14 protein-coding genes and 1 pseudogene are annotated in these 19,676 nt (G+C 70.7%); 12 read left to right on the forward strand and 3 right to left on the reverse strand.

From position 1 onward, the window contains the following. The first annotated feature begins 286 nt into the window (after positions 1-286). Positions 287-3,019 (forward strand): pyruvate dehydrogenase (acetyl-transferring), homodimeric type, encoded by a 2,733-nt coding sequence (aceE, locus tag QWI33_RS01575; RefSeq protein WP_289954182.1) that lies wholly within the window; start codon positions 287-289, stop codon positions 3,017-3,019. A gap of 62 nt (positions 3,020-3,081) precedes the next feature. Here aceE and trxA read toward each other — a convergent pair whose 3' ends face one another. Then, positions 3,082-3,483, reverse strand: a complete 402-nt coding sequence (gene trxA / locus QWI33_RS01580; protein WP_289954185.1) for a thioredoxin — start codon at positions 3,481-3,483, stop codon at positions 3,082-3,084. A gap of 117 nt (positions 3,484-3,600) precedes the next feature. On the opposite strand from trxA, the gene QWI33_RS01585 reads away from it, so the two are divergent. From QWI33_RS01585 to QWI33_RS01625, 9 genes and pseudogenes are all read left to right on the forward strand, one after another. Next, on the forward strand, positions 3,601-4,770 hold the full coding sequence (locus QWI33_RS01585) for a PucR family transcriptional regulator (protein ID WP_289954186.1): 1,170 nt from the start codon (positions 3,601-3,603) through the stop codon (positions 4,768-4,770). Positions 4,771-4,863: 93 nt separating this feature from the next. After that, positions 4,864-5,766, forward strand: a pseudogene (locus QWI33_RS01590) (ACP S-malonyltransferase); the annotation flags it as partial. 20 nt (positions 5,767-5,786) lie between these two features. Then, positions 5,787-6,740 carry a beta-ketoacyl-ACP synthase III gene (locus QWI33_RS01595; RefSeq protein WP_289954189.1) on the forward strand — a complete coding sequence of 318 codons (954 nt, stop codon included), beginning with the start codon at positions 5,787-5,789 and terminating at the stop codon, positions 6,738-6,740. 26 nt (positions 6,741-6,766) lie between these two features. Next, positions 6,767-7,003: an acyl carrier protein gene (locus QWI33_RS01600; protein ID WP_344472581.1), complete on the forward strand. Its 237-nt coding sequence runs from the start codon at positions 6,767-6,769 to the stop codon at positions 7,001-7,003. A gap of 2 nt (positions 7,004-7,005) precedes the next feature. Beyond that, a complete protein-coding gene (fabF, locus tag QWI33_RS01605; protein ID WP_289954190.1) occupies positions 7,006-8,223 on the forward strand; it encodes a beta-ketoacyl-ACP synthase II in 1,218 nt (405 codons plus the stop codon). Positions 8,224-8,558: 335 nt separating this feature from the next. Next, a complete protein-coding gene (locus QWI33_RS01610; protein WP_289954192.1) occupies positions 8,559-9,758 on the forward strand; it encodes a DUF418 domain-containing protein in 1,200 nt (399 codons plus the stop codon). A gap of 245 nt (positions 9,759-10,003) precedes the next feature. Next, complete coding sequence (locus QWI33_RS01615) at positions 10,004-11,221, forward strand: DUF418 domain-containing protein (protein WP_289954195.1); 1,218 nt, start codon at positions 10,004-10,006, stop codon at positions 11,219-11,221. A gap of 80 nt (positions 11,222-11,301) precedes the next feature. Further along, a complete protein-coding gene (locus tag QWI33_RS01620) occupies positions 11,302-11,835 on the forward strand; it encodes a hypothetical protein (protein ID WP_289954196.1) in 534 nt (177 codons plus the stop codon). A gap of 84 nt (positions 11,836-11,919) precedes the next feature. Beyond that, positions 11,920-14,652: a Dyp-type peroxidase gene (locus tag QWI33_RS01625; RefSeq protein ID WP_289954198.1), complete on the forward strand. Its 2,733-nt coding sequence runs from the start codon at positions 11,920-11,922 to the stop codon at positions 14,650-14,652. A 51-nt stretch (positions 14,653-14,703) separates the two neighbouring features. Here QWI33_RS01625 and asnB read toward each other — a convergent pair whose 3' ends face one another. Continuing rightward, positions 14,704-16,629 carry an asparagine synthase (glutamine-hydrolyzing) gene (gene asnB, locus QWI33_RS01630; RefSeq protein ID WP_289954200.1) on the reverse strand — a complete coding sequence of 642 codons (1,926 nt, stop codon included), beginning with the start codon at positions 16,627-16,629 and terminating at the stop codon, positions 14,704-14,706. Between the two features lie 274 nt (positions 16,630-16,903). Between asnB and QWI33_RS01635 the strand changes: the two genes are divergently transcribed. Both QWI33_RS01635 and QWI33_RS01640 read left to right on the forward strand, forming a co-directional pair. Then, positions 16,904-17,557, forward strand: a complete 654-nt coding sequence (locus QWI33_RS01635) for a response regulator (RefSeq protein WP_289954202.1) — start codon at positions 16,904-16,906, stop codon at positions 17,555-17,557. Continuing rightward, positions 17,554-18,735, forward strand: coding sequence for a sensor histidine kinase (locus QWI33_RS01640; RefSeq protein WP_289954203.1), 1,182 nt, complete (start codon positions 17,554-17,556; stop codon positions 18,733-18,735). Before QWI33_RS01635 ends, QWI33_RS01640 begins: the two co-directional genes overlap by 4 nt. Positions 18,736-18,739: 4 nt before the next feature. Here the strand turns inward: QWI33_RS01640 and QWI33_RS01645 are convergent, their stop codons facing one another. Beyond that, entirely contained in the window at positions 18,740-19,576 is an 837-nt protein-coding gene (locus tag QWI33_RS01645; RefSeq protein WP_289954205.1) for a phosphoribosylaminoimidazolesuccinocarboxamide synthase, read from the reverse strand. Positions 19,577-19,676: the final 100 nt, after the last annotated feature.

Here is a 19,676-nt window from a genome sequence, read left to right on the forward strand (position 1 = left end):
CGCTCGCGCAGGCGCGGGAAAAGCGGTCCGCCGCGGCTTTCGCAAAGCGGCCGAGGGGCTTCGTGCGGACACGTTCACATGGCGGTGATCTCGCTTTCCGGGACGCCTGATGCGGCGTAGCAGGTGAGCGCGTTTCACAGTCGCGGGGAGTGTGGGCGCGGTCGCATCAAGGCGGGTGGGTGGCTCATGCTCGCGGTAGATTCAAGGGAGGATGGTAGAAAACGATGACATCTGCTGCCTGAAGAGCAACCCTGCAAAGCCGCAGTCTTAGAACGAGGGATCGCCCGTGACCACGGAACAGAACCGGCCGCCCATCAGTGACGGATTGCCGACCCAAGTACCGGACACTGACCCTGGGGAGACCAGCGAGTGGCTGGAATCCCTGGACGGCCTCCTCGACGGCGGCGGGCGCACCCGTGCCCGCTACGTCATGCAGCGGCTGCTCGAGCACGCCCGCAAGCGCCAGATCGGCGTACCGGCGTCCACGAGCACCGACTATGTGAACACCATTCCGGTGGAGGCCGAGCCGCACTACCCCGGCGACGAGGCCGTCGAGCACCGCATCCGCTCATACGTGCGCTGGAACGCGGCGATGACGGTCCACCGCGCGCAGCGACCCGGCATCGGCGTGGGCGGCCACATCTCGACGTACGCCTCCGCGGCGAACCTGTACGAGGTCGGCTACAACCACTTCTTCCGCGGCCGCGACCACGAGGGCGGCGGCGACCAGATCTTCTTCCAGGGCCACGCCTCCCCCGGCATGTACGCCCGCTCCTTTGTGGAAGGCCGGCTGACCGAGGACGACCTCGACGGCTTCCGCCAGGAGGTCTCCCGCCCCCAGGGCGGCCTCCCGTCCTACCCCCACCCCCGCCTGATGCCCGACTACTGGCAGTTCCCCACCGTGTCGATGGGCCTGGGCCCGATCAACGCGATCTACCAGGCGCTGTTCAACCGCTACATGGACGACCGCGGCATCAAGGACACCAAGAAGCAGCAGATCTGGGCCTTCCTCGGCGACGGCGAGATGGACGAGGTCGAATCGCGCGGCGCGCTCCAGTTCGCGGCCGGCGCCGAGCTCGACAACCTCACCTTCGTCGTCAACTGCAACCTCCAGCGCCTCGACGGCCCGGTGCGCGGCAACGGCAAGATCGTCCAGGAGCTCGAGTCGTACTTCCGCGGCGCGGGCTGGAACGTCATCAAGGTCATGTGGGGCCGCGAGTGGGACCCGCTGCTCGCCGCCGACGCCGACGGCGCGCTGGTGAACCTCATGAACACCACCCCCGACGGCGACTTCCAGACGTTCAAGGCCGAGTCGGGCGCGTTCATCCGCGAGCACTTCTTCGGCCGCGACACCCGCACGAAGGCGCTCGCGCAGCCGCTCTCGGACGACGACATCTGGAACCTGCGCCGCGGCGGCCACGACGACCGCAAGATCTACGCCGCGTACAAGGCCGCCATGGACCACGAGGGCCAGCCGACGGTGATCCTCGCGCACACCGTCAAGGGCTACAAGCTGGGCTCGACCTTCGAGGGCCGCAACGCGACCCACCAGATGAAGAAGCTCTCGCTCGACGACCTCAAGGGCTTCCGCGACGCCCTCGACATGCCCGTCACCGACGCGCAGCTCGAGGCCAGCCCGTACCTGCCGCCGTACGTCAAGCCCGAGGCCGGCTCGGCCGAGGACGAGTACCTGCAGGCCCGCCGCGCCGCCCTGGGCGGCTCGATCCCCAAGCGCCGCAACACGGTCATCCCGCTGAACCTGCCGGGCGAGGAGACGTACAAGTCCGCCAAGCGCGGCTCGGGCAAGCAGAAGGCCGCCACGACGATGGCGCTCGTCCGCCTGCTCAAGGACCTCATGCGGGACAAGGAGACCGGCAAGCGCTGGGTTCCGATCATCCCCGACGAGGCGCGCACGTTCGGCATGGACGCGATGTTCCCGACGGCGAAGATCTGGTCGACCCACGGCCAGCAGTACCTGTCGGTGGACCGCGACCTGTTCCTCTCCTACAAGGAGTCCGAGCAGGGCCAGCTCATGCACGTGGGCATCAACGAGGCCGGTTCGATGGCCGCGTTCACCGCCGCGGGCACCTCGGGCGACACGCTCGGCGAGCCGATGATCCCGTTCTACATCTTCTACTCGATGTTCGGGTTCCAGCGGACCGCCGACGCGATCTGGGCCGCCACGGACCAGCTCGCGAACGGCTTCCTCATCGGCGCCACCGCCGGCCGCACCACGCTCAACGGCGAGGGCCTGCAGCACGAGGACGGCCACTCGCTGCTCCTGGCGCACACCAACCCGGCGGTCGTCTCCTACGACCCGGCCTACGGGTACGAGATCGGGCACATCGTCCAGGACGGCCTGCGCCGCATGTACGGCGAGGGCGAGCACGTCTTCTACTACATGACCGTCTACAACGAGCCGATCGTGCAGCCGGCCGAGCCGGCCGACGTGGACGTCGAGGGCATCCTCAGGGGCATCCACAAGGTCCAGACCGCGGAGGGCCCCGGCCCCCGAGTACAGCTGCTGACCTCCGGCTCGGGCATGTCCTGGGCCACCAGGGCCGCCGAGCTGCTCGCCGCGGACTGGGGCGTGGCCGCCGACGTCTGGTCGGTCACCTCCTGGACCGAGCTGAGCCGCGACGGCATCGAGGCCGACCGCCACAACCTCCGCCACCCGGAGGCCGAGAAGCGCGTCCCGTACGTGACGCAGAAGCTCGCCGCCGCCGAGGGCCCGTTCGTGGCCGTCAGCGACTACATGCGGGCCGTGCCGGACCTCATCAGCCGCTGGGTGCCGGGCGACTACACCTCGCTGGGCACGGACGGCTTCGGCCACTCCGACACCCGCGGGGCCCTGCGCCGCCACTTCAACGTGGACGCGGAGTCGATCACCGTGGCGGCCCTCCAGCAGCTTGCCGCCCGCGGCGAGGTCAAGCCGGAGCTGGCGGCCCAGGCCGCCGCCAAGTACCAGATCACCGACCCGACCGCCGCCGAAGCCGGCGAAGCGGGCGGCGACTCCTAGTACGCCGAAAGGGCGGGGCCGCGAGCGCAATGCTCGCGGCCCCGCCCTTTCGCGTGCCCCGCCTAGTGCTGGTGGCCCTCGTGGTCGTGGTGGTCGTGGCCCTCGGCCTCTTCCTTCTCGACCTCGGCGCGCACGGCGTCCATGTCGAGCTCCTTGACCTTCTCGATGATCTCCTCGAGCGCGGCCGGCGGGAGAGCGCCCGGCTGGCTGTAGAGGAGGATGCCGTCGCGGAACGCCATGAGCGTGGGGATCGACTGGATCCCGGCCTCGCCCGAGAGCTCCGGCTGGTCCTCGGTGTCGATCTTCCCGAAGACGACGTCAGGGTGCTTCTCGCTCGACGCCTCGAAGGTGGGCGCGAACATCTTGCACGGGCCGCACCAGTCGGCCCACCAGTCCACCAGCACGATCCCGTTGCCGGTGACGGTCTCCTCGAAGTTGTCCTTGGTCAGTGCAACCGTGGCCATTGGGCCGCCTCTCTGTCGTGGCTTCTGTGGTCCTCTTCCGCGCAACAGTAGTGGCGTCTGCGCTATTCCGACAGACGGCCATGCGCGGCGCTCACCACGTCTGGCAGGCTATAGGGCATGGATCTGGCCACGACCATTCAGAACATCGAACGCTCCTCATCGGCGCTGACGACGCAGTCCCTCACCCGGATGGACGAACGCCTGCCCTGGTTCCGCGACCTGCCCGCCGAGCAGCGCTCGATGGTCACCCTCGTGGCCCAGGCCGGAGTACGGCAGTTCCTGGAGTGGCTGCGCAACGGCGGCGAGGACCTCGGCACCTCGGACATGGTCTTCGAGGCCGCCCCCGTCGAGCTCGCCCGCGCCATCAGCCTGCAGCACACCGTCGCCCTCATCCAGGTCGTCATCGACGTGGTCGAGGAGCAGGTGCCCGCGCTCGCCGCCGACGGCGAGACGGACCAGCTGCGCGAATCGGTGCTGCGCTTCAGCCGCGAGATCGCCTTCGCCTCCGCCCGCGTGTACGCCCGGGCCGCCGAGACCCGCGGCGCCTGGGACGCGCGCCTCCAGGCGATGCTCGTCGACGCGCTGCTGCGCGGCGACAACTCCGACGAGCTCATCAGCCGCGCCGCGGCCCTGGGCTGGTCCGAGACGCAGACGATCACCGTCGTCTGCGGCGCCACCCCCGGCGGCGAGGCCACCCTGGTGCTCCACTCCGTCCAGCGCGCCGCCAGGCGGCTCGGACTCGACATCCTGGCGGGCGTCCACGGCGCCCGCCTCGTGCTCCTCCTCGGCGGCGTCAAAGAACCCGTCGAGATCGTCGAGAAGCTCACCGGCCAGTTCGGCGACGGTCCGATCGTGGTGGGCCCCACCGTGACCGGCCTCGCGGACGCCTCCACGTCCGCGCTGGCGGCCGTGGCCGGGCACCGGGCGGCACCGGCCTGGCCGGACGCGCCGCGGCCCGTCACCGCGACCCAGCTCCTCCCGGAGCGGGCCATCGCGGGCGACGAGGAGGCCCGCCGGGTCCTGCGCGAGAGCGTCTACCTGACGCTGCGCCGCGCGGGCGGCGAGCTGCTGGAGACCATGGACGCGTTCATCTCCTCCGGCGGCGTCCTCGAGGGCACCGCGCGCGAGCTGTACGTCCACCCCAACACGGTCCGCTACCGCCTCCGCCGCATCCAGGAGGTGACCGGTTTCTCCCCCACCGAACCGCATGAGGCGTTCGTCCTTCGTGTGGGGTTGACCATAGGACGCCTGGAGAACGCCTCGGGCACCCGGCGTTCTCGCAGTTGACAACGAGTGTTGTAGATTCCCTACAAGAACCGAACGGGCTTTCAGTCCTCCGACTGCTCCCGTATTCCCTGTTGTCGATGCGAAAGTCTTAGTGTGCTTGCCATTCTCGCTCCCGGGCAGGGCTCGCAGAAGCCCGGGTTCCTGACGCCGTGGATCGAAGACCCCTCCGCCGAGGCACGCCTCCGCGAGTGGTCGGAGATCATCGACCTCGACCTCGTCCGCCTCGGCACGACCGCCGAGCAGGACGAGATCACCGACACCGCCAACACCCAGCCGCTGCTCGTGGCCGCCGGGCTGCTGGCCGCCGAACGGCTCCTCACCGGGGACCTCGCCACCGCCGACCTCGTCGTCGCCGGGCACTCCGTCGGGGAGCTCACCGCACTCGCCGTCGCCGGCGTCCTCACCCCTGAGGCCGCCGTGCGCCTCGCCGCCGTGCGCGGCCGCGAGATGGCCGCCGCCTGCAACATCGAGCCGACCACCATGGCCGCCGTCCTCGGCGGGGTCGAGGACGAGGTCCTCGCCGCGATCGAGGCCGCCGGGGCATGGCCCGCGAACCGCAACGGCGCCGGTCAGATCGTCGCCGCCGGCCCCGTCGCCGCCATCGAGAAGCTCACGCAGAGCCCGCCGGAGAAGGCGCGGGTCATCGCGCTGAAGGTCGCCGGGGCGTTCCACACCCCGCACATGGCCCCCGCGCAGGAGGCCCTGGAAGCCGTGGCCGCCGAGATCGAGACCGCCGACCCCGTCCGGACGCTCCTGTCGAACCGGGACGGCAAGGCCGTGGCCTCGGGCAAGACCGCTTTGCAGCAGATCGTGGCGCAGGTCACCTCACCGGTCAGGTGGGACGCGTGCATGAGTACGCTTGGAGAACTGGGCGTCACGGCGGTCATCGAGCTGCCGCCTGCAGGGACGCTCACCGGGCTGGCCAAGCGGGCCCTCAAGGGCGTCGAGCGTGTCAACGTGAACACCCCCGAGGACCTGGCGGTCGCCGCCGGACTCGCGAGTATCGAAGGAGTCGAGTGAGCGTCAACGGATCACGCGTCGTCAGCGTCGGGCACTACCAGCCGGAGAAGATCCTCACCAACGACGACCTCGCCAAAATGGTCGACACCAACGACGAGTGGATCGTCTCCCGTGTCGGCATCAAAGAGCGCCGCATCGCCGCCGAGGACGAGAAGGTCGCCGACATGGCGATCCACGCCGCCCGGCAGGCCCTCGAGAACGCCGGGCTCCAGCCGGGCGACATCGACATGGTCCTCGTCGCGACGGTCTCCGCCAAGGACACCTGCCCCAACACCGCCTGCCGCGTCGCCGACGCGCTCGGCATCAGCACGCCGGCGGCGATGGACATCAACACCGCCTGCTCGGGCTTCGAGTACGCGCTGGCGCAGGCCGACATGGCCATCCGCGTCGGCAGCGCCAAGCGCGCCATCGTGATCGGCGCCGAGAAGCTGACCGCGGTCACCGACTGGGAGGACCGCTCCTCGTGCGTCCTCTTCGGCGACGGCGCGGGCGCGGTCGTGGTCGAGGGCACCGACGACCCGGAGCTGGCCATCAGCCCGGTGGTGTGGGGCTCCGAGCCGTCGATGAGCGACGTCATCCGCATCGAGGAGGACGTGCCGTACATCAAGCAGGCCGGCCAGACCGTGTTCCGCTGGGCCACCACCCAGCTCGCGCCGCTCATCGAGCAGGTCGCGGAGCGGGCGGGCCTCAAGGTCAACGAGCTCGCGGCCTTCGTGCCGCACCAGGCGAACCTGCGGATCATCCAGGGCATCGCCAAGCGCCTCGACTTCAGCGACGACTGCGTCGTGGCCGAGGACATCGTCTACTCCGGCAACACGTCCGCGGCATCGGTGCCGCTGGCGCTGTCGAAGTTGGTACAAAGTGGCAAGGTGGCCTCCGGCGCCCCGATCCTCCTGTTCGGATTCGGCGGCGGACTCACCTACGCCGGGCAAGTCATCCGCTGCCCGTAATTATCGAGAGGAAATAACTCATGGCTCTGTCTCGTGACGAGATCCGCGAAGGCATGTCCGACATTCTCGAAGAGGTCGCGGGCGTGAACCCCGATGACGTCGCCGACGAGAAGTCCTTCACCGACGACCTGGACGTCGACTCGCTCGCCATGGTCGAGGTCGTCGTCGCCGCTGAAGAGAAGTTCGGTGTGAAGATCCCCGACGACCAGGTCGCCAACCTCAAGACCGTCGGCGACGCCGTTTCCTACATCGAAAAGGGCTAAAGGTGACTGAGGTAGTCGTCACCGGGCTCGGCGCGACCACCCCCCTCGGGGGCGATGTGGCGTCGACCTGGGAAGCACTCGTGGCCGGACGGTCGGGTGTCCACCTGCTCGAGCACGAATGGGCACAGGAACTCCCCTGCCGTATCGCCGCCGAGCTGGCAGTGGAGCCCTCCGAGGTCCTGCCTCGGGTCCGGCTGCGCCGACTCGACCGCTCCGAGCAGATCGCGCTCGTCGCGGCTCAGCAGGCGTGGGACGACGCGGGGCTGAGCGACGACCTCGACAAGGAACGCCTGGGCGTCGTCTTCGGTTCCGGCATCGGCGGGGCGCTGACCCTGCTCGCGCAGGACGACATCCTGGAGCAGAGCGGCCCCCGCAAGGTCTCTCCGTTCACCGTGCCCATGCTCATGCCCAACGGCCCCGCCGCCGTGGTCGGCCTGGAATTCGGCGCCCAGGCCGGCGTGCACGCCCCCACCAGTGCGTGCGCGACCTCAGCCGAGGCGATCTCCGCGGGCGCCGACATGATCCGCCTCGGCCGAGCCGACGTGGTCGTGGCCGGCGGCGCGGAGGCGGTCATCGGCGGCCTGCCGATGGCGGGCTTCTCCTCGATGAAGGCCATGTCGACCCGCAACGACGACCCGCAGCACGCCTCCCGGCCCTGGGACCGCGACCGCGACGGGTTCGTCATGGGCGAAGGCTCCGGCGCGCTGATCCTGGAGCGCCGCGACCACGCCGAGGCGCGCGGGGCGAGGATCTACGCCGTCGTGGCGGGCTCCGGCCTGACCTCCGACGGGTTCGACATCGTCCAGCCCGACCCGGAGTGCCGGGGCGGGGGCCGGGCGATGGCGGCGGCGATCAAGCAGGCCGGCATCGACCCGAAGGAGATCGGCCACGTCAACGCCCACGCGACCTCCACTCCGGTCGGCGACATGGCGGAGATCAAGGGCATCAAGCGCGTCGTGGGCGACCACGTGGTGCTGACCGCGACCAAGTCGATGACCGGGCACCTGCTCGGCGGCGCGGGCGCGGTGGAGTCGATCGCGGCGATCCTGGCGATCGTCGAAGGGGTCATCCCCCCGACGATCAACCTCGAGAACCCCGACCCGGGCCTGGACCTGGACGTCGCGGCGAACGAGGCCCGCAAGGTGGAGCTGAACGCCGCGCTCAACACGGCCTTCGGATTCGGCGGCCACAACGCCGCGCTCTTGTTCACGAAGCCCTAAGCGACACAAGAACATCGAAGGGCCCCGCCGCAGATGCGGCGGGGCCCTTCGGCGTCTTCGTGGCTTTGGGAGTGTTCGGGAGCGCCTTGGAGCGTCTAGTACAAAACGGACACAAGAGGGACCCCTGGATCAAAAATACTCCTGGGGTACGACATCGCCGCTAACACGATGATTCCTCGGCATAAGGCGGCTCGGTACCGCTTGCGGTAGCTTTTCCATGGGGGCCAGCACTACCGCGGGAAGCAGGGTCTGCGTACCCGTGGGGTGCACGCGAGTTCCCTAGACTGGGAGCAGGAGACCACCGCAAGCCCGTCACGACCACAAAGGAGCTCGCCGTGTCCACAGCAGCCCCCCTCGCCACCGCCGGGCCCCCCGGCCCGCCCACACCGATCACCAAGGCCGAGCGCTCACTCGCACCCGATATCGCACGCGGCTTCATGCTCCTGTTCATCGCCCTCGCGAACGTCCCGGTCCACCTGTGGGGCATGAGCCTCGACAAGTACAACCACAACACCGGGCAGTCGGCCGCCGACCACATCGCCTACTTCATCGAGCAGCTCCTCATCGCCGAGCGCTCCCGGCCGATGTTCGCAGTCCTCTACGGCTTCGGCATCGCCATCATGGCCTCGCGCATGTTCGCGCGCGGCATGGACGCCAAGGGCGTCCGCAAGATCCTGCGCCGCCGCTCCTGGTGGCTCCTGGCCTTCGGCCTCCTCCACTCGGTCTTCCTGTTCTACGGCGACATCCTCGCCCCGTACGGCGCGATGGGCCTGATCGCCCTGTTCTTCGTGCACCTCTCCGACAAGGCGCTCAAGCAGTGGCTCTGGGGCTCCGTCGCATACGTCGTCCTCATCGGCAACGCGATCATGGCGTACTTCCTGACCAGCAACGGCAGACCGCCGTCGTTCGACCTGCCGCCGTACGTCAACCAGATGCTGTTCGGCGCGATCGCCTCGCCCACCGGCGTCCTCGGCATCATGGTCACCGGCTCGTTCTTCCCGCTGATCATCGCGGGCATGATGCTCCACCGCTCCGGCTGGATCGAGCAGCCCCAAGCGCACCTGCCGCAGCTGAAGAAGGTCTTCATCACCGGCATGGTCGTGAACGTCCTCAGCTCGCTTCCCGTGGCGCTCATCGGACTCGGCGCCTGGGAGCCCTCGAAGGCGCTGTGGGTCGGGTCGGTCTACCTGACGCTCCTGGGCGGCCTCTACGCAGGCATCGGCTACATCTGCGGGTTCGCGCTCCTCGCCCACAAGCTGCGCGGGTTCGGCCGCCGGGGCGTCCCCGGAGCGCTGGCGGCGGTCGGCGAGCGGTCGCTGACCTCCTATCTGCTGCAGTCGTTCATCATGGCCCCGCTGCTCACCGCGTGGGGCTTCGGCCTCGGCGAGGACCTGGGGTACCTCGGGGCGTTCGGCGTCGCGTTCGGCACCTGGCTGGTCACCGTGGCCGTCGCGGTCGCGCTCGACAAGGCCGGCAAGCGCGGCCCGTTCGAGGTCCTGCTGCGGCGGCTCACCTACGGCCCCAAGAAGTCCTGACCATCGGCACCGCCCCCGCACCGTTCGGTGCGGGGGCGGTGCCGTGTCCGGGCACGGGCCGGGTCCCGGCCGTCCTCCCCCGGTATGACACCGCCGGGAGGCGATAGTGCCCCGGGAGGACGGAACAGGTACCGCGGACGGCGGCCCGCGCCCGGAAACGGCGTTAGCGTGAGGAACGCGCGATGCCCCGCACCGAGAGCGGAAACCCGCGAAAACACCCATCACCTGCGCAAAAGGAGACCGTCGTGACCGCCACCCCGCTCGCCACCGCCAGTCCACCGGGACCGGCCGGCTCGATCACCAAGGCCGAGCGCTCCCTCGCGCCCGACATCGCCCGCGGCGGGATGCTGCTGTTCATCGCCCTCGCCAACGTCCCGAACCACATGTGGGGCATGGCCTCCGACAAGTACGGGCACTACACCGGGCAGTCGGGCGCCGACCACTTCGCGCTGTTCATCGAGCAGCTCGTGATCGCCGAGCGCTCCCGGCCGATGTTCGCGATCCTCTACGGCTTCGGCATCGCCATCATGGCCTCGCGCATGTTCGCGCGCGGCATGGATGCCAAGGGCGTGCGCAAGATCCTGCGCCGCCGCTCCTGGTGGCTCATCGTCTTCGGGCTCCTGCACGCCATGTTCCTGTTCTTCGGCGACATCCTCGCCCCGTACGGCGCTGCCGGCCTGATCGCCCTGTTCTTCGTCCACCTCTCCGACAGGGCGCTCAAGCAGTGGCTCGTCGGGTCCTCGATCTACCTCGTCGTCATCGGACTCCCGATCCTCGGCTTCCTCTTCGGCGCCGGCAGCAGCAGCGGCGAAGGCGGCAACCCGCTGGCCTTCGACGGCGTCCCGCCGTACGTCGGGCAGATGATCACGGGCGCGACCATATCGCTCACCCTCAACGTCGTTAGCGTCCTGCTGGCCATGTTCATCCCGCTCATCGCCGCCGGCATGGTGCTCCAGCGCTCGGGCTGGATCGACCACCCCGCGGAGCATCTGCCGCAGCTCAAGACCGTCTTCATCACCGGCATGATCGTGAACGTCCTCAGCTCGCTTCCCGTGGCGCTCACCGCGCTCGGCGCCTGGGAGCCCTCGAGCGGGCTCTTCATCGCCGCGTACTACGTGACCCTGCTGGGCGGCATGTACGCCGGGCTCGGCTACATCTGCGGTTTCGCGCTCCTCGCCCACAAGCTGCGCGGCTACGGCCGCCGGGGCATTCCCGGGGCGCTCGCCGCCGTCGGGGAGCGGTCGCTCACCTGCTATCTGCTGCAGTCGATCATCATGGCGCCGCTGCTCCTCGTGTGGGGCTTCGGCCTCGGTGAGGACATCGGCTACCTGACGGCGTTCGGCGTCGCGTTCGGCACCTGGCTGGTCACCGTGGCCGTCGCGGTCGCACTCGACAAGGCCGGCAAGCGCGGCCCCTTCGAGGTCCTGCTGCGGCGCCTCACCTACGGCCCCAAGCGGGCCTAGACCACCGGACACCCCCGTGTCGGATGCCTGACGCGGGGGTGCTCGCGTACCCGGCGCCGTGCCACAATACGCCAGTGCAAGTGAGACAGACTCCGTTCCGACTGCTGCGGGCCGCCGTGTTCGCCGCCGTCTCGGCGTCCGCCTCACTCCTGCTGCACCTGTGGAGCGGCGGGCACGCGCCCGGACCGCTCCAGTTCGCCGCCGCCGTCGCCCTGCTCTTCGCCGCCGCCTACGGCATCGGCGGACGCCAGCGCGGCTTTCTCGTCCTCGCGCCCCTGTGCCTCGCAGCGCAGTACGGCCTGCACGAGTTCTTCGAGCTCGGTGCGGTCGCCGCCACGGGCCACGCGCACGGCGCGGGCCTGAGCATGTGGCTGGTGCACGTCGCGGCGGCGCTGGCGCAGGCGTCGTGGCTGGCGCGCGGCGAGGCCGCGTTCGCGAGGCTGCTCGACGCGCTGACATTGTTCCTGGCGCGGGTGATCCGGGTGTTCGGCGCGGGCCTGCTCGTGGTCATCCGGCCGCGCCGGTTCGTGCTGCGGACGCAGACGCCGCGCCCGGTGCCGGCGGTGTGCACGCAGATCTCCCACCGCGGTCCACCGCGGTTCGCTTTCTCCTGAGTCCTTTTGTCCCCCAGCGTCTTTCGGCGCTGACTCCTGCCCGGAACCCCCACGTGTCCCCGGGCTGCTCAGAAAGCGAACATCATGCCAGACCGACCCGATATTTCGGCTGCCCTGAGGCGGCTGCTGCTGCGGCTCCATTTCTACGCCGGGCTGCTCATCGCCCCGTTCCTGCTGGTCGCTGCGGTGACCGGCCTGACCTACGCCTTGTCCTACGCCGTGGAGGACGTGCTCTACCGGGATCTGCGGACCGTCGAGCCCGGCGGGGAGCACCTGAGCCTCGTCGACCAGGTCGACGCCGTCACGGCGGCGCATCCGGACTGGGCCGTGACGGCGGTGCGGCCCGCCGCCGAGGAGGACGCCGCCACGGTCGTCGTCGTCGATGACGGGGTGGTCCGCGAATCCGGTGCGTCCGCCGTGGTCTACGTCAACCCTTACACCGGTGCGGTGCTCGGCGATTCGACCTCGTACGGGTCCTCGCAGGCCGGGCCGATGCGCGAGTGGGTCTCGACGCTGCACCGGAGCCTGCACCTCGGTGAGCCGGGGCGCCTCTACAGTGAACTCGCGGCCAGCTGGCTGTGGGTCGTCGCGCTCGGCGGGCTGGTGCTCTGGATCGCCCGCAAGCGCCGTTCGGGCGCGGCCCGCGGGCCGCGCGACTCGAGTCCGTCTTCGGGTCGCAAGCCGCGCCGGGCGGGCGGCTTCTGGCGGCCGAAGCCGAGCGGCTCGGGCCGGTCGCGGACGCTCGCGTGGCACGGCCCGGTCGGGCTGTGGCTGGTCGCGGTCCTCGTGTTCCTGTCGGTCACCGGCGTGACCTGGTCGCGGTATGCGGGCGAGCACGTCACCGAGCTGCGGGCGGCGTTGAGCTGGACCACTCCGGCGCTGGAGGCGGATTCGGGAGCGAGCGGCGGCGACCATGCGGCGCACGACCACTCGGGTGCCGCCGGCGCCTCGCCGTTCGCGGTGGCCCTGCTCGACGCGGTGTACCGGGCCGCGCTCGACGCCGGTGCGAGCGACCCGCTGCAGATCACGCTGCCGAGCGGTTCCAGCAGCCAGTACCTGGTCAACGAGCAGCAGCGGTCGATCCCGCTGGGGCAGGACCAGTTCATCGTCGACACCGGCTCCGGCGCCCCCGAGGTGACCGAGGAGCTGCGGTTCGCGGACTGGCCGGTCATGGCGCAGGCGACGAACGTGCTCATCGCCGCGCACATGGGCCTGCTGTTCGGCCTGGCGAACCAGCTGATCCTCGCCGCTGCGATGCTCGCGCTCGTGCTCATGATCGTCTGGGGCTACCGGATGTGGTGGCAGCGCCGCCCCAAGGACAGGCTCGTCGGGCGCCCGTATCCGCGCGGGGGTCTGCGCGGGCTGCCGTGGTGGACGGTCGCCGTGATCGCGGCGGTCGCGGCCGGGGTGGGCTGGTTCTTCCCGCTGCTGGGGATCTCGCTGGCGGTGTTCGTCGTCGTCGACGTCCTGCTCGGGCTGTACCAGCGGTTCCGCAAGCCGCCCAAGGTGAACGGGGACGGCGAGGTGCAGGTCTCGCGGCGTGCGGCGCTGGCGGGGGCGACGCTTTCGGCGGCGGTGGGCGCGGGCGTCGCCATGGCGGTCGCCTCCTCTCAGGACGGCGGCGGCGGGGCCGCGGCCGAGGAGCCGGGCGTGGAGCCGTTCTTCGGCGACCGGCAGGGCGGCATCGAGACGCCTGCGCAGCGGCATGCGCTGTTCGCATCGTTCACCTTGTCCGACAAGGCGTTGACCGGCGAAGCGTTCGACACCGCGATGGTCGCGGCGAATCTGCGGGCGCTCCTGGAGGACTGGTCGGCGGTCGCGGCGGCGCTGGCCGCCGGTGAGGCGCCGCCGAAGGCGCGGATCGACGGTGACGACCAGTTCGACGCCGAGGCGGTCGCGGCGGGCCTGGACCCCGCGCGGCTCACGGTCACGTTCGGGATCGGCCCGGGCGTGTTCGCCAAGACCGGACTGGAGGCCGTGCGGCCCTCGAAGCTGGCCGAGCTGCCCGAGTTCGACGGCGACAAGCTGAACCCGGCCTGGTCGGGCGGCGACCTGCTGCTGCAGATCTGCGCCGACGACCGGCAGGTGGTGAGCAACGCGTTCCTGGAGCTGCGCAAGCGGGCGGTCGGCTACGGGACCCTCGGCTGGGTGCAGCAGGGGTTCTCGTCGCCGCCGGCCGGGGGCGGGACGCCGCGGAACCTCATGGGGTTCAAGGACGGCAGCGCGAACCCGAAGGTCGGGTCCGAGGTCTTCGACGCGCGCGTGTGGGCGGTCGACTCGGAGCCGTCGTGGTTCGAGGGCGGCACTTACCTGGTGTTCCGCAAGATCCGGATGCGGCTGCCGGACTGGTCGATGCTCACCGCGGAGGACCAGAACCTCACCTTCGGGCGCGACCGCGACTCAGGGGTGCCGTTGAGCGGCGGCGGCGAGTTCGACCACCCGGACTTCACGGCGCTCGACCGTTCGGGGCTGCCCGCGGTTCCCGCCGACTCGCACGTCGCGGTCGTCCACGACGCGCCGATGGTGCGCCGCGGATACAACTACGACTACGGGTTCCTGACGCAGGGGGACGTGAGCTCCGACGCCGCCGAGGACGGGCACCTCGACGGGCACATGCACGCCGAGCACCCGTACGACGCGGGGCTGCTGTTCGTGTCGTTCCAGGCCGATCCGCAGGCGTTCATCGACGCGCAGGAGAAGATGGCGGCCTCGGACCGGTTGAGCGAGTTCATCACCGCCGAAGGCAGCGGCGTCTTCGTGCTCCCGCCGGGCGCGCCCGAGGGCGGCTTCGTCGGCCAGGGGCTGTTCGAGTCCTGAAGATGATGGTGGCGGTGCGGGCCGTCCGCGAGGGCGGCCCGCACTTCGGCATCACACGGCCGGCGCGAGGCCCGGGGCGCCGGTCGCGGACCGGCGCGGCGCGCGGACCCGGTCCCAGCCGAGCGGCGGCCGGTCGAGCTGGGCGTACCAGAGGCAGAAGACCATGACCGCCCAGACCTTGCGGGCGTTGTCGGCCTCCCCGGCGCGGTGCGCGCGCAGCAGGCCGCGCGCGTAGTCGAGGTTGAGCAGGTGCCCGCAGCCGCTCGCGGCCATCACGTGGTCGGCCCACTCGAACATGGGCCCGGCCAGCCACTGCCGGTGCGGGGTCGGGAAGCCGAGCTTCGGCCGCTCGACGATGGCGGGCGGCACGAGGCTCCCGACGGCCCGGCGCAGCGCGGTCTTGGTCTGGCGGCCCTGCAGCCGGTGCTCGACGGGGATCCGCGAGGCGGCCTCCCACACGACGCGGTCGAGGAACGGCACCCGCAGCTCCAGGCTGTGCGCCATGGACATCCGGTCCGCCTTGACGAGGATGTCGCCCTTCATCCAGGTGCGCAGGTCCAGGTGCTGCATGCGCGTGGTCGGGTCGAGGTGCGCCGACTCGTCCCAGACCGGGTCGGTGACGGCGCGGTGCGGCGGGCCCTCGCGGCGCAGGAGCCGCCGTTTGTCGTCGCCGGTGAAGATCTTCGCGTTGCCGACGAACCGCTCGCGCAGTTCGGCGGTGCCGCGCTCGAGGAAGCTCTTGCCTTTGACGCCTTCGGGGAGGGCCGCAGAGGCCTTGCGCAGCAGGCCCTTCGCGGGGTCGGGCAGGGCTTCGAGGCGTTTGAGCGAATGCGGTTCGCGGTAGATCGTGTAGCCGCCGAAGAGCTCGTCGGCGCCTTCGCCGCCGAGCGCGACGGTGACGTGCTCGGCGGCCTGCTTCGCCACGAAGTAGAGCGGGACCAGGGCCGGGTCGGCGACAGGGTCGTCCAGGTGCCACACGATCTTCGGCAGTTCGGCGATGACGTCCTCGACCGAGACGGGCGCGGGGATCGAGCGCACCCCGAGGGCCGCGGCGGAGGCGGCGGCGACCGGCAGCTCGTCGTACAGGCCCGGGTCGGTGAACTGCGCGGTGAACGTCAGGAGCCCGGGGTTGACCTCGCGGGCCAGGGCGACGACGGCGGTCGAGTCGATGCCGCTGGACAGGAGCGCACCGACCGGCACGTCCGAGCGCATGTGGATCCGCACCGAATCACGCAGGGCCGCAAGGATCTCGGTGTGGAGGCGGTCGGCGTCGGCCACGGGCTTCGGCCGGAACATCGGCTGGAAGTACCGCTGCGGGCGCGGCGCGGCGCCGGGCCGGAACATCGCGAAGTGCCCGGCTTCGAGGCGGTGGACGTGCCGGTGGAGGGTGGCGGGCTCGGGCGCGTACTGGAAGGTCGCGTAGTGGGCGACCTGGTCGGGGTCGACCAGGTCGGGGTGGGAGAGACCGGGGAGGGCCTTCTTCTCGCTGGCGAGCCAGGTGGCGCCGTCCCACTGCGTCCAGTAGAGGGGTTTGATCCCGAAGGGGTCGCGGGCGGCGAAGAGCAGGTCCGCGACGCGGTCGTGGATCACGAACGCGAACATGCCGCGGAGGCGGTGGACGAGATCGGGTCCCCAGTGCCGGTAGCCGGCGAGCAGGACCTCGGTGTCGCCGCGGGTGGTGAACACCTCGCCGTGGACGCGCACGAGTTCGTCGCGCAGTTCGAGGAAGTTGTAGACCTCGCCGTTGAAGACGATCGCGTAGCGGTCGGGATCGGCGCCGTCTCCGCGGCGCATCGGCTGGTGGGAGCCTTCGACGTCGATCACCGCGAGCCGTTTGAAGCCCATGAGGACCTGGTCGCCCGCGGCGAGGACGGCGGTCTCGTCGGGGCCGCGGTGGCCCAGGCTCGCCAGGGCCGCGGCGAACCGGTCGCCTTCGGGATCGGTGCGCACTCCGGCGCGGACTGCGAAGCCGCACATGGTGCCTCCAGTTCGGGGGGTCGGGTGGACTTCCAGCCTCGTCCGCCGCGGGGGCGTCCGCCTCCGGCGAAGTGCCGGAACCGCCCCGGTGAAGGTCCCTCCGCGAAACCGTCCGATGGACTCGTCCGGATGCAGCCGAAGGTCTGCAATGCACCCGCCGCAGGTCGGGCGCGTCTCTCCGCCATGTGGAGGGGATCGCACCCGACCTTCGACGGGTTGCCGGCCTTGTGGATGATGAGGACTCACATAACGAATAGGCCACCGGGAGGCGCACGTGATCCGAGTGCTGATCGTCGACGACGAAGCGCTGATCCGATCGGGGTTCACCCACATCCTCAGCGCCGCAGCAGACATCGAGGTCGTCGGCGCCGTGTCAGGGGCCGACGCCCTGGACCAGGTGCTGGCGCTGCGGCCGGATGTCATGCTCCTCGACATCCGGATGCCGGACATGGACGGCCTCACGATCCTCAAACGGCTGCGGGAGCTGTCGCATCCGCCGGTCACCGCCGCGCTGACCACCTTCGACACCGACGAGTACGTGTACGAGGCGCTGCGGCTCGGCGCGGCGGGCTTCCTCCTCAAGGACACCGAGCCCGAGCACCTGGCCTACCAGGTGCGGGCACTGGCGACCGAGGGCGCGGTGCTCTCGGCGAAGGTCACGCGCGCCGTCGTCGCCGGGTACCTGGACCGGTCGGCCGGGTCGAAGCCGAACCCGCGGATCGAGCGGCTCACCGAACGGGAGCGCGAGATCCTGCTGCTCCTCGCCGAGGGGAAGTCGAACGGCGAGATCTCCGCAGAGCTGTTCCTGGGCCTGGGCACCGTCAAGGACCACGTCAGCTCGATCCTCACGAAACTGCAGGTCGCCAACCGGGTGCAGGCGGCGCTGACGGCCCACGACGCCGGCCTGCTCAAGGACACCGACCGGTGACGAGGCTCGGCCTGCCCGAGCGCCTCCCCCAGTGGGCGTGGGACACGGCCATCTTGGGCGTCGCGATCGCCCACCTGGCGTTCGTCATCAACCTCTCCAACCAGCCGGTCGCGACGCTCGCGTGCGTCGGGGTCCTGGCCCTGGTGGTGCGCAGGCGGTGGCCGTTCGCGGTGTTCCTGGTGACGCTGCCGGCGGCGTTCCTCGTGTTCGAGAAGGTCGCGTCGATGATCGCGCTGTACACGATCTCCCGCCAGTCCCGCCGCCCCTGGCTGCCGCTCACCGCGACGGCGATGCTCGCGTGCTGCTTCGTCCTCCAGGGCAGCCAGGTCTTCGACCTGCTCTTCGGTCCGGCGCGGACCACGCCGTTCACGGCGGCCCTGAAGGCGCTGCCCGGGTTCCTCACCCCGTACGAGTCGTATCTGCGCTCGGCCCTGTACTACACGGCGATGGCGGCGGTGCCCGCGATCCTCGGCTACAGCCAGCGGGCCCGGCAGTCCATGGCCGACCGGCTCGCCGAGATCCAGGAGGCGCGCGAGCACGAGCAGCTGCTGCTCACCCAGCAGGCGCTGGCGGCCGAGCGGGCCCAGCTGGCCCGGGAGATGCACGACGTGGTCTCCCACCAGGTCAGCCTGATCGCGGTGCAGGCCGGGGCGTTGCAGGTGCTGTCCGCGGACGAGGAGGGGCGCCGGATCGCCTCGACGATCCGGCGCCTCAGCGTCACGACCCTGGAGGAGCTGCGGCACATGGTGCAGGTGCTGCGGGTCTCGGGGAGCCGGGCGACGGAGCTGACCCCGCAGCCGACCCTCGAGGAGCTGGGCGCGCTCGTCGCGGGCTCCGGGATCGAGGTGGAGCTGCACGTCGAGCGGATCGCCGGCCTCGACCCGGCCGGGCAGCGCGCGGTCTACCGGACCGTTCAGGAAGCGCTCACGAACGCCCGCAAGCACGCCCCGGGGGCGGCGGTGGCGGTGTCGGTGGTGAACTCCGGTGACGGCGCGGAGGTGAGCGTCGTGAACGCGCCCGGGGCGCGGCCGGTGCTGGAGCTGCCGGGATCGCGGCACGGGCTGCTGGGGCTGCGGCAGCGCGCCGAACTGCTCGGCGGACGCCTCGATGCGGGACCGACGCCCGAAGGCGGCTGGGCGGTGCGCGTGTGGGTGCCGCGGGTGTCCGCGAGCCGCTGAGCCCCTACTGCCAGCGGCGCCCGGTGAGCAGCTCGTACGCCTCGACGTAGCGGGCGAGGGTCGCGTCGGCGACGTCCTGCGGGATCTCGGGGGCCTCGGCGTCGTCGGGCTTCCAGCCGGTGGACCGGGCCCAGTCGCGCACGTACTGCTTGTCGAAGGACGGCTGCGTCTGGCCGGGCTTCCAGGCCGCGGCCTCCCAGAAGCGGGAGGAGTCGGAGGTGAGCACCTCGTCGGCGAGGCGCAGCGTGCCGTCGGCGTCGAGCCCGAACTCGAACTTCGTGTCCGCGATGATGATGCCCTTGGCCAGGGCGATCTCGGCGCCGCGGCGGTAGATCGCGAAGGTCAGGTCGCGGATGCGCGCGGCGAGGTCGGGGCCGAGCTTCGCCGCGGTCTCCTCGTAGGTCATGGGCAGGTCGTGGTCGCCGATGTCGGCCTTGGTCGTCGGCGTGTAGATCGGCTCGGGCAGGCGCGAGCCGTCCACGAGGCCCACGGGCAGTTGGTTGCCGCACACGGTGCCGCTCTTGTCGTACTCGGCGAGGCCGGAGCCGGTGAGGTAGCCGCGCACGACCGCCTCGACCTTGAGGATCTCCAGGCGCTTGACGCGCAGCGCGCGCCCGGCGAACTCGGCGGGCACGTCCTCGGCGGAGATCACATGGTTGGGGACGATGTCCTCGAGCTGCTCGAACCACCACAGGCTCAGCGCGGTCAGGAGCGCGCCCTTGCCCGGGATCGGAGTCGGCAGGACCACGTCGTAGACGCTCACGCGGTCGGAGGCGACGAGGACCAGGTCGTCGCCGTCGGCGTAGACGTCGCGGACCTTGCCCTGGTGAATGAGTTCCACAGTTGCTCCTCTACTCGACTCCGCCCCCATTAGAGCAGCGGGAGCGTCATCCTACGTTTCATCGAAGCCGCCGCTGTGCCCAGCGACACCTGCCGACCGA

It is taken from the genome of Glycomyces tritici, assembly GCF_030403505.1.